We start from the raw sequence: 12,561 nt of genomic DNA on the forward strand, positions 1-12,561 counted from the left end.
AGAGTCTGCCCTACGGGTTCCTTGCTTCTACCATTTGCACCCTCGTTCAGCCTTACTCATCCTCACTCATTTCTCGCATCTTTGACGCACCGAAACCCGATCGTCGAGCAGCGGTTTAGCGCCGGACCGAGCAGCAGAAACTTGGTGTGGTGGTCCAGCGGATGGGCGCCTCCCAGCACGTACCAGCCGCTGCCTTTGGCTTGAAACCACGATCCGCCGCGGAGGATGCAGTAGCGCGTGTTGCCGCCCAGGCGTTCGGATTCGGTCCACTGATACACGTTGCCGACGGTGTCGTAGAGCCCATTGGGGCCACGGCCGTTCGGGTAGGCATGAACCTTGGAAGGGCCGCTCGAGTCGGCGTTGCGCCGAGCAGGATCGTCCTTGTCGCCCCAGGGCCACTTGCGGCCGTCGGTCCCTTGCGCTGCGAACTGCCATTCGGCTTCGGTCGGCAACCGCTTGCCCGCCCATTTGGCATAGGCCCGGGCATCGTCGAGGTCGACGTAGACGACCGGCAGGTCGCGGAGCGCGGAGGGGCAATCCCTTGTGCCCACCGCCCCCCAGTGTTTCAGGAAGTTGTCTTTCACCTTCGGGACATAACCCGAGGCCTTCAAAAACGCCTCGAAGTCTCCATTCGTGACCAGCGCCTCGTCAATGAAGAAGGACCCAACGTGCTCGGCGTAGTCGTGGGTGATCTCCTGCCACCACGGGTCGCCCCAGGTCCAATAGGATGGGTCCAGGGTCTTGGGTCCGAGGTGCAGGTCCGGAGGGTCCGGGTAGCACCCGCACTCGCGTCGTTGGTGGGTGATCTTCATCCGGGCGGTGCCGCCCGGGATGAAGACCATGCCGGGAGGCCTATCAGAGCGAGAGAGACGGAGAGTCGGAGAAGGGTTGATTGGGAGGTGGTCGCCGGGGTCTACGGTGACATTGGGAGGTGTCTTGAAGGTGTCGCCTTGGAAGTGGCCCTGGATGCCGTTGAAGAACGCATAGGCGTCGTCTGTGTTCGCCCCGCCGATGGCGCCATTTCGATCGATCGGTGCGTAGAACCGTCCGTTCTGTGCCGGCCCAAGCTCCGAACGGCCGACGTCGTGCCCAAATCGCTGTCCTTCCATCTTCACGCCCACCTTCCCAAATCCTCTCGGCACAGCGATGAGTGCCACGGCGGCGTCCTTGGCCGAAAACAGGTTGGCATAAGCGTCCTCGGGCGTGGATTGGGCATATGGGACCCAACGGCTTCGCTCGATCAGAGGCGTCAAGTAGGACAACAAGCGGGAGTCAACAGACCATTTGGCGGCGTCTCCATCGCCCCACGGATTCCAGGTCCCGAAGATGTTCTCCCAAACCAACATGCCGCTGGCGTTGAAAAACGCCTCATCGATCTCTCTCGCATGATCGGTGTTCCATCGCCGGATCTGGTGCTGCATGTGCCTTGGCTCGATCCACTTGTGGACCAGGATGCCTGGAGTGTCGTAATAAGGCAGCCATTGGCCCCAGGAAGAGTCGCAGACGGCGAGCTCGCCGAAGTCCGGCAGCGTGCCTTCCGGTTCAAGAGACTGCCCCAGGTTCAGCCTATCCAGCTCTTCGCGCAGACCCGCCTGAGGCTCGTTCATGGTGTCCAGGAACACGCCGTCCGCGCCGATCGCTTTCACAAGTTGAGCCAAGGCCACGGCGTCCGAGACGCCTTCCCGCCGGGTTCCGGTGTCCCAAGGGTTATAGGGGATCATCGCCTTGGCGCCCGACTTGTGGATTTGGTCCACTGCTGCCTTTAGGCCGGCGAGCCCACCGGGCAAGTCTCGAAAGAAGTCGAACTGGTTGCGCTCGTCCACGCCGATGCGCGGGTAGGCCTGCCAGAGGAGCACGACGTCTGCGCCGCCATAGCGGATCCACATGCGCTTGAGGAACGGGTCCATATCCAACCGATCGTTCTGCGGCTGATAGGCCGTCGCATCGTAGAGAAACAAGAACGCGCTGGTGAATGCGCGGCTCGCCCACTGGAGCTCCTTTCGATCGTAGAGGCTCAGATCGAGTGGTTTCTTGAGCCCCTTGGCTACCTTCTGCCGAGCGGCGTTCGACGACAGCGAAATCGTCAGGTCTTTGACCTCGATCGTGCCCTTGTCCTTCGAGAGCACGGCGTCCTTGCCGACAATGGGTTCGGCGTATTGCGTCTTCGGATCGAAGTCCGGCGGCTTGGCAGTGAAGGTCACTTGCTGCCATGGGCCGCCCGCCTTCAAGTTCGTGTTCGAAGGGACTTCGCCTGACCAAGCCCGCCACTGTCCGTTCATGTCACGGACCTCGAACGCGAGCCCAAACTGGCCGTTGCCTTCGGTGCATCGCGCCTGGCAGGTGACGGTAACCGGTTCGCCCGGCTGGATCGCCAGCGCCTTGGCCAGTTCGAAACGAAGCCTCACCCAAGACCACCGGCCGTCGAAGCGCAGAACCACGCATTCCGGATTGCCGGCTCGCACGTCTTTCCGAAAGGTCTCCAGAGCCTTCCGCCATTTGGCCAAATCCGCGTCCGGCTTTGGGGCGCGGATGATGAGGCCGTTGCTCTCGAACTGGCTTTCGGTGCGGTAGCGCCATGACGCTGCGGGCGGATCGGGCCGCCAGACGTTGGGCGAGAATACGGCGATCTTGAGCTGGGCTTGAGGCATGGCCAAGACTGCGAGCAGCAGGAGGCTCGTCATGGTCTCTTGATTCGATCAGAGTCTGCCGTTGACCTCCTGCCTCCAAAATTCCGAGCTGAGAGACCGCACTGGCATGGGCGAACAGCGGGCAAGAGGAGCCCCTTGGTACGGGGCTATTCGCCAAGAATCAGGATTCCCCTCGCGACCTTGCCCGACAGCATGTCGGCATAGGCTTCGTTGATCTGGGCCAGAGGGTATCGCCGTGAGACCATTTTCGCTAGCGGCAGGGCGCCGGCGAGGGCCTTTGCGGCGTAGTCGGGAAAGTCACGAGCCGCGTCGCAGGTGCCGTAATAGCTTCCCATCACGGTCTTTTCCTCGCGGACGAGGCGTGCGGCGGGGAAGTTGGTGTCTTCACCCATCGGCGAAAGCCCCGCGATGACGAGCGTCCCGCCGGGTCGAAGGCAGTCGAAGGCAAGCTCCTGGACGGAGCGAGCGCCTACGCACTCGATGGCGCAATCGACACCTCGGTCCTCGGTGAGTTCTTTGATCGCGCTTCGCACGTCGCTCTTCGCCAAGATGAACTCCGTCGCCCCCGCTGCCAGAGCAAATACCTGCTTTGCTTCCTCCCGATCAATCGCCATGATCTTCCCGGCGCCGGCGACCTTGGCGCCCATGATCGCGCTCAATCCCACGCCACCACATCCAAACACCGCCACGCTTGAACCGGGCGTGACCTTCGCCGTATTCAGCACCGCACCAACCCCCGTAGCGACCGCGCAACCGATCAGCGCCGACAGTTCGAACGGAAGCTCCCGGGGCATGAGCACACAAGAGACCTCCGGAACGACGGTGTACTCGGCGTGACATGCCAGGCCGCAATAGTGATAGAGCGGCTGGCCGTCGCGGCTCAGGCGCGTTGTTCCGTCGAGCATCGTCCCGGCCCAAATCGGTCCGATGTACGCCGCGCAGAGCGCCGGACGTCCGGCCTTACAGTAGAAGCATGCGCCGCACGAAGGGGCCCAGTTCAGCGCCACGGGGTCGCCGACCTTGAGCTTGGTGACGCCTGCGCCGGTCGCCGCCACCACGCCCGATCCCTCATGACCTGCGACGCAAGGGAACGGGTGCCGGGTCGCGCCGCTCACCAGGTGCCAGTCCGAGTGGCACACACCGACGGCCTTGACCTGTACGAGCACCTCGCCGGCCTGGGGCTCCTGAAGCTCGACCTCTTGAACTCGGAACGGCTGTCCCGGCCCTTCGAGCACGGCGGCTTGAATGCGCATGGGGAGATGTTAGCAGGGGAGGGGGACAGAGGGACGTTGGGACAAAGGGACACAGGGACCTGATAACCGGATGATGGTGGGCGGGAACCCAGACATGATTTGGGGTGGCACCCACCGCAGTGCTCAAGTCCCCTGACCAACAGGCCGAGCCGTTACGAGCCGACGCCGATCAACCTTAGCAGCTTCGCGATCGGATCGTAATACCGGTCCACGACGCGCTCCTTCAGCGGGATGATCGCGTTGTCGGTGATCTTGATGTGCTCGGGGCAGACCACGGTGCAGCACTTGGTGATGTTGCAGTAGCCGATGCCGTCGCGCTTCTTCAGGTCTTCCAGGCGGTCCTCGGTGTCCAGGGGGTTCATTTCAAGCTGGGCGACGTGGATGAAGAGCCTCGGGCCGATGAACTCGCCAAACTTGTCGTGCTCGCGCAGCACGTGGCAGACGTTCTGGCACATGAAGCACTCGATGCACTTGCGGAATTCCTGGGCGCGGTCGATGTCTTCCTGCTGCAAGCGCCAGGTGCCATCGGGAGCGTCCGGCTTGCGCGGCTTGAACGGTTTGATGAGCTTCTTTTGCTCGTAGTTATAAGAAACGTCGGTGACCAGGTCGCGGATGTGCGGCCAGGTGTGCATCGGCTCGACGGTGACGCCCTGCTCGAGCGGGAGCTCCGAGCACCGGGTCATGCACATCAATCTGGGGTTGCCGTTGACCTCGGCGGAGCAGGAGCCGCACTTGCCGGCCTTGCAGTTCCACCGGACGGCGAGGTCGGGCGCTTGCTCGGCCTGAATCTGGAGCACGGCATCGAGCACGACCATCCCTTCGCCGACCTCGGTCTCATAGGTCTCGTGCTTGCCCGCGCCCTTGTCCCCACGCCAGATCTTGAACTTGGTCTTCATGGCTAGCTCTTCTGCTCCTCGATGATGGCCTTTTGCTCTTCCGATAGGGGAACGATGGGCACGTGCTCCAGTTCCATCGCTCCGTTCTTTCCAAGCCTAACGACGGTGTTGACCTTGGCGAATTCGTCGCTCTTCTCCGGATAGTCCTCGCGGAACTGCGCCCCTCGGCTCTCTTTGCGCCCGATCGCCGAGCGAGTGATGGCCTCAGAGGCGTCGATCAGGTTTTCCAGCGCCAGCGCCAGGTTCCAGCCGGGGTTATAGGCCGGGCCGCCGCTAACCGGTACGACTTTGGCGCGCTTGCGCAGTTCGTCCAGCTTGGGCAGGGCTTCCTCCATCTCGTCCTGCAGCCTCACGATGCCGACCAGCGCCTGCATCGTCGCCTGAAGGTCGGCGCTGATCTTGAACGCGTTGTCGCCGTTGGCGGCGCGCTCCAGCGGCGCGAGCGCCTTTTGAACGGCGTCCTCGGCGTCCTTCTTGTTCAAGGGGCCGATGGAGTTGTTCTTGGCGTATTCGGCGGCGTACTTTCCGGCGCGCTGGCCAAAGACGATCAGGTCAGAGAGTGAATTGCCGCCGAGTCGGTTCGCGCCGTGCAGTCCCGCGCCGCACTCGCCCGCGGCGAAAAGACCGGGCACCGTGGACATTTGCGTTTCGGCATCGACCCTGACGCCGCCCATGATGTAGTGGCAGGTCGGGCCAATCTCCATCGCGTCCTTCGTGATGTCCACTCCGGCGAGCTCCTTGAACTGGTGGTACATGCCGGGGAGTTTTCGTTTGATGTGCTCCTCCGAATTCGGGATGTGCTGCTTGATCCAGGCGATATCGAGGAACACTCCGCCGTGGGGGCTGCCCCGCCCCTCTTTGACTTCGCGGTTGATGCACCGCGCGACGTGGTCGCGCGTCAGCAGTTCCGGAGGCCGGTGGGCGGTCTTGTCGCCCGTCACATAGCGCCAACCCTCTTCGGGGTCCTTGGCGGTCTGGTTGACGTAGTTCTCCGGGATGTCGTTGAACATGAACCGCTCGCCCTTGTTGTTCTTGAGCACGCCGCCCTCGCCGCGCACGGCCTCGGTGACGAGGATGCCCTTGACCGAGGGCGGCCACACCATGCCGGTGGGGTGGAACTGCAGGAACTCCATATCAAGCAGGTCCGCGCCGACGCGATAGGCCAAGGAATGCCCGTCAGCGGTGTATTCCCAGGAGTTGCTGGTGATCGCGTAAGCCTTGCCCACACCGCCGGTGGCCAGAATGACGGCCTTGGCGTGGTAGATGTGAAACTCGCCGGTGGGCCGATCATAGCCGACTGCGCCGACCACCTTGCCGCCGTCCTTCAAGAGGTCGGTCACGCACACTTCCATGTAGAAGTCGATGCCCTGGTGGATGCCATGATCCTGGAGGGTACGGATGAGCTCGAGGCCGGTTCGGTCTCCCACGTGTGCGAGGCGCGGGTAGCGGTGTCCACCGAAGTTGCGCTGGAGCATGCGGCCGTCTTTCTGGCGATCGAACAGCGCACCCCAACCCTCGAGTTCGAGCACGCGCACGGGGGATTCCTTGGCGTGGAACTCGGCCATTTTCGGGTTGTTCAGGTACTGTCCGCCGCGCATGGTGTCGGCAAAGTGGACGCGCCAGTTGTCGCGGTCGTCGGTGTTGCCGATGGCAGCGGCCATGCCCCCTTCCGCCATGACGGTGTGGGCCTTTCCGAGTAGGGATTTGCAGACGACGCCGACGCTGACGCCCATTCCCGAAGCTTCGATGGCGGCTCTGAGGCCCGCTCCCCCTGCGCCGATCACGAGAACGTCATGCTCGTGAACCTTGTGCTCGCTCATTGTCTCTGGTTCTACCTGGAATTGCAGGCGGATGGTGGGAGGGGGAGGCTGAGGAGTGTGTGATCGGGTGAGGAGGTGAGGTGAGGTGAGGTGAGGTGTTCAGGTTCTGGGTGTTGGGGGTTTTGGGCGTGGTATGAAGCGCGGTCCGATGATCGGACCGCTTTGGCCTGCGCGATTTGTCATTTGGGAGTGCGCTGACTTTTCAGCGCTTTTCCCCTGCGCGACTTGTCACGCAGCTGAACAGTTGAGACCCAAGGTGTCTTCGCTGGTTCAGGTTTGGGGTATAGGCACTGCGAACAGGGATGTTCGCGGTCCGGGGTGCGGACTGGAAGTCCGCGCTCCATCCGCCTCCAGAATGCCCTTTTGCCTGAGCCCAGATCATCGGGGTTGAAGCTCGTGCGCGATCATCGCGACGGGTGGCGAGCCTCAATACCTGAAGGTGCTGAGGCAACCGAAAGGACAACAAGAAGACTGCCCCTAGGGCAAGCTGCCGATTTGCCTATTTTCCCTTGCCCTTCTTCTTGTCGTCCGGCTTGGGGCCTGCCGCCAGGCGGTTTGCGTCGGCCTTGGCGCCCTTGGCCTTGTGCTTGTCGGCGCTGCCCGAGGAGGTCTTCTTTGGTTTTCTGTCACCCATGATTCACCAGTATGGCGGGACGATGGCACGCCACGGCTAGGAGCCTGCTGAAAAGGAGGCTTCGGGCGCTGCGCGCATCGCCCTCTTTTCGCCGATCGCTTCTCTCCTCGCGCCCTTACTAGATCCCTTGCTTTCGGATGCGGTTCTTGTTGGGCTTCTTGTCTTCGACCTTAGGCACGGATCGATCCGGGGTGTAGGATCCCTTTTTGTGCTCCTTCAGCTTCTCGACGGCGGCACGGATCTCTTCTTTGGAGGGACGTTTCATGGCTCAAGGTACCTGTTTTGTGCTCGCGAGGAGCCTGAAGGACCCTAAGTACAGCAAGCCCTCCCCCTACCTCTCCCTCCCAACAAACTCACTCAACAAGCGAATGTAGGTGGACTGGTAGTAGATCGCCGGTTCGCTCAGTTCCCAACTCGCCTCGGGCCAGGCTTTGTCGAAGTCGGCATACGCTTTCCCGCGGGGCTGCGTCTTGATCCATTCCACGCTCGGCGCGCCGTCGGCGGCCTTTCCGCCGAACTGCTGGTTGGGCCCGCCCACCACATAGCCCGGCGCGGGGTTGCCTGAGTGCTTCGAGCCGGCGCCCCAGCGCGCGTGATACAGGTACTGGCATGAGAGCTCCGCTCCGTAGCGGCCCATGTTCGAGAGATACACGAGCGTCAGCGGGTTCACCCCATGAAACGAGTGCAGCATATCGGCCGCACGCGACCTAAGCCTGCGCCGGGTGGCCCCGTCCACGTCGGCGGCTTTCGCCGCGAGGAGCGCGACGATCCCGTGGTTCGCCCGGACCGTGTTGCTGCCCCAGTGGTAGCAGGTCGTGGGCATCCAAGCACGGTAGAGGTCGGCCTCGGGTCCCGGTGCGGCCTGAGCGCTGAGCGCCGACTTGGTGAGCTGGGCCCTGATGCGCTTGCAGAGCCCGGCGTCGGCCTTTGGAAGGCTCAGATAATCCACCAGGGCTTCGGCCGCAGAAGCGCCATAGGGGCTCCAGACCGGCTCGCTGAGCTGGCGCATCTTGCCTGCCTTGGCCACGGCGACGTCGTTGTATTTCTGCTCGCCGGTCAGCGCGAAAAGGTGGATCGCCGCCAGAACCTCGAGCTGCTCCTGCTCCTCGACACTTCGGTTCGCTCCGCCGCTTTTGATCTCGCCGGTGTCCGACTTCGTGGTTTTGGGGGTCCTCTGGTACCAGTTCCAAGAGAGCACCGCGCGGCGCTTCAGGTCGTTCGCAAAAGCCCTCCACCGGGGGAATTGCCCATACACCCGCGCGGCGTGCGCGTAGAAGCCTGACGTTGCGATCGCGGCGCCCGTGTCCTTGGGCCCGTAGTAGCGAGGCCTCAGGTCGTCGCTGATCGGGTATTTGCCGTTGTAGTCGATCACGCCCATCTTCACGGGCACCGCGCCATCGGTGAACTGCATCTTGACCAGCCAATCAAGCTGCACCTTCAACTCGTCCAGGATGTCCGGAAGGCCGTTGCCGGACTCCGGGATGCCGTTCTTGTCGCCGAACGCCTTGGGGTTGCCGCGAAAGGCATAGAGCAGGGGGTGGATGACCTCCACGTTGAAGGGCGGGTACTTGTTCTCGTCGCCTGCATCCATCCAGCCTCCGCTCATGTCGCGGTCGGTGCTGGGGTCGTTCTTGGCGTTCACATAGCGCGTGTGGGAGTCCTGCCTGTAGGCGGCCTTTTCGGTCCAGGGGTTCTCGGCATAGGGCGCCGGCAGGTCTTCATTTTCGCGCTGGTAGTAGTACATCCGACTGGCAGCGCGGAGGATCGGCGCGAACACGTCGCTCCTGATTTCAAAGATCGCCGAGCGCTTGCCGGTACCGGGGTCCAAGATGTAGTATTCGCCGGGCCTCAAAACGCTGGAGAAGTCGAACCACCAGCCCTTGTCGCCAGAGTCTTCGTGCACGGCGCCGCTTTTCCAAGGGCGAACTGGGGCGCTGAAGAGGGCCCTGCCGGTCTTTCGGTCGATCACTTTGAGTGTGTTGCCCGGCGCGTAGCCTCTTCCGGCGTTGTAGCCCTTCACCGGGTCGCTGATGATCGCGACCTTGTTCTCCTGCGGCAGATAGCCGAACTGGTCCACGTGGATGCGGCTGGTGATCGGCGGGAGCCCCGGCACGGTGACGCCATCGAGTTCAGGCACCGCATAGGGCGGGAAGGCCCGGGTTTGGAATCCAATGGAGAGGACGAGGAGGTGGAGTACCAGTCCCATGTTTGCAGATTGGCACAAGCGCTCCGCCGGTGTCGTAGGTGCAGGTTCGGCGCCATTCTTTACTTCTGAATAGGGATGGGCGCGCCGTTCTGGATGCGGTAGGAGCTCAGGGTATAGCCCTGAACGCCGCCCTTGCCCAACCGCACTTTGAGGATCGCCGTTCGGCGCTCCGGTTCCTTCACGGCGTCGAAGATGAAGTTGCCGAGCGAGTAGGCGACCAGGCACCTTCTGCCGTCGTTTCGCGGGATCCACTCGACCGGCTGCAATACGTGGGGATGGCTGCCCAGGATAAGGTCCGCGCCTGCGCTTGCGGCCAGGCGCGCCAAGTGGCGTTGGCGGGCGTTTGGCTTTGCCGAACCTTCGGTCCCCCAATGCCAGGCGACAACGACCACGTCGGTGCCCTGCTGCTTGGCAAGCGAGATGTCGGCTGCGAGCGTTTCCTCGTCGGTGTAGCGGATGCCCTTGCCGCCGGAGTCCCTGGGGAAGTCGCAATAGGCGAGAAAGGCGACCGTGACGCCCTTGAGCTCCCACAGCACGGGATCGGATTCGCGGCCGATCGGGACGAGGTTGGCGGCCTTTAGCGCAGAGACCGTTTCGTCCAGACCGGATTCGCCGAAGTCGAGCGCGTGGTTGTTCGCGAGTGAGAGCAGGCTGAATCCTGCGCGCGAGAGGGCTGGGGCCAGGGCTGGATCGGCTCTCAGGACGATCTTCTTGTTGGCCGATTTCGTTGTTTTGGTGAGGGCGCACTCCAGGTTGGCGAAGGTCATGTCGGCCTGGTTGAGTTCTTTGCTGAACCCAGAAAAGAACTGGTCTGTCCCCACCTTTGCGATCCGCTTACCGACCCATCGGCCCAGCATGACGTCACCGACTGCGGCGAGGGTGATCACAGGGGAACTCTCGCCCAGGCGCGAAGACGCCAAGGTGCGCGATGGGGATTCGACTATGCCCAAGGGACCAGGCAACAAGTGGCCCGGACATGTGCCAACGGCCCAGACCGCCGCAAGCCCCGCCACCCGGAGAAGTGTCGTCAATCCTCCTTCTCGATCGTGTCTTTGCTGAAGAAGGACTTGATCCAGAACGGGCGTTCCGGCGCCTCTCCGCTCTCCAGCATCGTCTGCCACTGCTTGTCTGTGAGCCGCCCCGAGACCGGCACCTTGAACTCGTAGAAGCTGAGCGAGGAGCCATGCGCCAGATAGAGTTTGCCTTCAATGGGCACCACCGCGACCAGCCCGTCGGCACTCCCGACCGCCACGGTTAGCGCCTGGCCATAGGCGGTGTGGATGTCGGCTACCAGGGCCATGTTCAGGTCGTCCTGGCTGAGCTGCTGATACCCTGCGGCGGTTCGCAAGAGATCATAGTTGAGGTTTTCGAGCTCGCCTTCGATGTGCCGGATTCGCTCATGGTCCTTCTTGGCGAGCTTGCCGTTCCTCAACTCGGTCTGGCTGACTCTGAGGAAGAAGTCAAGAAGGCCGAGGAAGGCGGTGGCGTCGTCTTTGATCGGCTTGGTGAGAAATCCCCGGGATTTCAGGCCGTCTCGGGTCTGGATCACAAACTCCTTCAGGCGCTTGTAGAAGGCGACATTGGGCTCCACATAACCCTTCACAAAGGGAGGCGGCTCGTCCTCTCCACCTCCCATTTCGGCAACGGATTGCTCGCCATAGAGGATCGTGTCGTGCCGAAGCTCCGCCCAGGATGCCAGAGCGCTGTAGAGGCAGCGGTCGGTCCAGGCTTGGCTGCGCATGAAGCTGGGATAGCCGCTTGGCACGGTCGCCAGGTACGGCTTGAGCGTGTCCAGCCACGACCAATAGAGGTCGCGCCGCCATTCGACCGCCTTGATGGCCGCGAACTGAGCCTCCAGCGTCTTGCGCTGCGAGCCGTACTCCCTCCAGCCCTTGGCGTTGAACTCCTTCGGGTTGCCATCGAGGATCTGCCTCGCCCGGGCGCTGCCCAAGACCGCCATCACGTCGAGGCCGGTGGGGAAGGGCCTCATGTCCGGCTCGCTGAGGCGCTGAAGCATCGCGCTGTCGGGGATGGCGCGTTGGCCCATGAACCGGAGCTGCAGGTCGCCCGCGACTGCGCCGGTTCGGCTGCGATGGACCGGCACGATCGGGGGTTGGCGCATGCCCCTAGCCAGGTTCACAAACGCTCTGAGCTTGGCGTCTTCAGAGTAGGCCTTGACGGGTGGCTTGGCCCCGAAGACCTTGGCGCAGGCTGTCGCCCACTCGCCCGGGGTCAGGTTGTTCGACTTGCCCGCAAAGAGAGCGGTGACATCGTAGATGCGCTGCCAACGCGTCTTCGCCTTCGAGAGTTCGAGGTCCCGAGCCAGCAGGAGCGACTGCTGAAGCTGCTCCTTGATGAGCACGGTCTTGCCGTTCACGGTCTTCTCGACCGAAAACGGCACAAGTCCGTAGAGCATCATCGTGAGGAAGTAGCGCGTGAGGAGCGGCGTCTTGGTGTAGTGCCCGCGAGGGATGAACTGGGAATAGTCGATCTCATAGGGGAAGATCGCGCTCTTGGCGAACCCCTGATGGGCTTTGATCAGCGCCAGCTCTTGGTCCACCATCGCTTTCGCGACGGCGGGCATTTTGGCGGGTTTGCCGCTTAAGCTTGATGCGAGACCAAAGTAAGCCAGGTTCTTCAGCGCCGCCGATTCGAGCGGCGTCCCCTTGCAGTCCTGGTAGGTCTTGGCGGCTTGGCTGAGCATCGAGGATGTCAGTCCCAGGAGCTCTTTGTTCAGCGCGGTTTGCTCGGCGATGCGCAGCGTGGATTCGAAGAAAACGTGATAGATCTGGAGGACGTTGTCGGCGGTTACGATCGAGCTCAGGTTCTTGTAGTCGTTACGGCCGTAGACCCAGAACATCTCGGCGTCGCCAAGGGGATAGGTGAAAAAGAGGTTTTTGGCGAGGAGGGCCCGCTGGCCGTCGGTGAGGCTGTATCCCTCGACAAAGGTCTTGGCGTTGGCGACTTCTTTTAGGCTGGCCGTGACCTTGTAGGGTTTGTTGGCGGCGGTCTGGGCAACACTGGTGCCCACGACCAAGGTCAGAAAGATGACATGGGCAATGCGCTTCAAGGTCGCCCCTACAGGGCTCGTCCCAGAAATGGCC

8 protein-coding genes are annotated in these 12,561 nt (G+C 62.6%); all 8 read right to left on the minus strand.

From position 1 onward, the window contains the following. Window positions 1–62 precede the first annotated feature (62 nt). The 8 genes from HZC36_00805 to HZC36_00840 all read right to left on the minus strand — a co-directional run bounded on the left by HZC36_00805 (window position 63) and on the right by HZC36_00840 (window position 12,527). Window positions 63–2,681, minus strand: coding sequence for an SUMF1/EgtB/PvdO family nonheme iron enzyme (locus HZC36_00805; GenBank protein ID MBI5705509.1), 2,619 nt, complete (start codon window positions 2,679–2,681; stop codon window positions 63–65). A gap of 113 nt (window positions 2,682–2,794) precedes the next feature. Further along, window positions 2,795–3,901, minus strand: coding sequence for a Zn-dependent alcohol dehydrogenase (locus tag HZC36_00810; protein ID MBI5705510.1), 1,107 nt, complete (start codon window positions 3,899–3,901; stop codon window positions 2,795–2,797). A gap of 152 nt (window positions 3,902–4,053) precedes the next feature. Beyond that, window positions 4,054–4,797, minus strand: a complete 744-nt coding sequence (locus HZC36_00815) for a succinate dehydrogenase/fumarate reductase iron-sulfur subunit (protein ID MBI5705511.1) — start codon at window positions 4,795–4,797, stop codon at window positions 4,054–4,056. A 2-nt stretch (window positions 4,798–4,799) separates the two neighbouring features. After that, on the minus strand, window positions 4,800–6,617 hold the full coding sequence (locus tag HZC36_00820) for a fumarate reductase/succinate dehydrogenase flavoprotein subunit (protein ID MBI5705512.1): 1,818 nt from the start codon (window positions 6,615–6,617) through the stop codon (window positions 4,800–4,802). 752 nt (window positions 6,618–7,369) lie between these two features. After that, window positions 7,370–7,516, minus strand: coding sequence for a hypothetical protein (locus HZC36_00825; protein MBI5705513.1), 147 nt, complete (start codon window positions 7,514–7,516; stop codon window positions 7,370–7,372). A 66-nt stretch (window positions 7,517–7,582) separates the two neighbouring features. Then, window positions 7,583–9,457 carry a glycoside hydrolase family 9 protein gene (locus HZC36_00830; protein ID MBI5705514.1) on the minus strand — a complete coding sequence of 625 codons (1,875 nt, stop codon included), beginning with the start codon at window positions 9,455–9,457 and terminating at the stop codon, window positions 7,583–7,585. A gap of 59 nt (window positions 9,458–9,516) precedes the next feature. Continuing rightward, window positions 9,517–10,488, minus strand: a complete 972-nt coding sequence (locus HZC36_00835; GenBank protein MBI5705515.1) for a CapA family protein — start codon at window positions 10,486–10,488, stop codon at window positions 9,517–9,519. After that, the gene (locus HZC36_00840; GenBank protein ID MBI5705516.1) at window positions 10,485–12,527 is read right to left on the minus strand and encodes a DUF3160 domain-containing protein; all 2,043 of its coding nucleotides are present in this window, start codon (window positions 12,525–12,527) and stop codon (window positions 10,485–10,487) included. Before HZC36_00840 ends, HZC36_00835 begins: the two co-directional genes overlap by 4 nt. Window positions 12,528–12,561: the final 34 nt, after the last annotated feature.

The sequence above is a fragment of the Armatimonadota bacterium genome (genome assembly GCA_016223145.1).
Taxonomy (GTDB): domain Bacteria; phylum Armatimonadota; class Fimbriimonadia; order Fimbriimonadales; family Fimbriimonadaceae; genus Nitrosymbiomonas.

Excerpts from the sequence above, each read along its gene's own strand:
- HZC36_00805 (MBI5705509.1), bottom strand. The coding sequence starts at position 2,681 with ATGACGAGCCTCCTGCTGCTCGCAGTCTTGGCCATGCCTCAAGCCCAG.
- HZC36_00810 (MBI5705510.1), bottom strand. The coding sequence starts at position 3,901 with ATGCGCATTCAAGCCGCCGTGCTCGAAGGGCCGGGACAGCCGTTCCGA.
- HZC36_00815 (MBI5705511.1), bottom strand. The coding sequence starts at position 4,797 with ATGAAGACCAAGTTCAAGATCTGGCGTGGGGACAAGGGCGCGGGCAAG.
- HZC36_00820 (MBI5705512.1), bottom strand. The coding sequence starts at position 6,617 with ATGAGCGAGCACAAGGTTCACGAGCATGACGTTCTCGTGATCGGCGCA.
- HZC36_00825 (MBI5705513.1), bottom strand. The coding sequence starts at position 7,516 with ATGAAACGTCCCTCCAAAGAAGAGATCCGTGCCGCCGTCGAGAAGCTG.
- HZC36_00830 (MBI5705514.1), bottom strand. The coding sequence starts at position 9,457 with ATGGGACTGGTACTCCACCTCCTCGTCCTCTCCATTGGATTCCAAACC.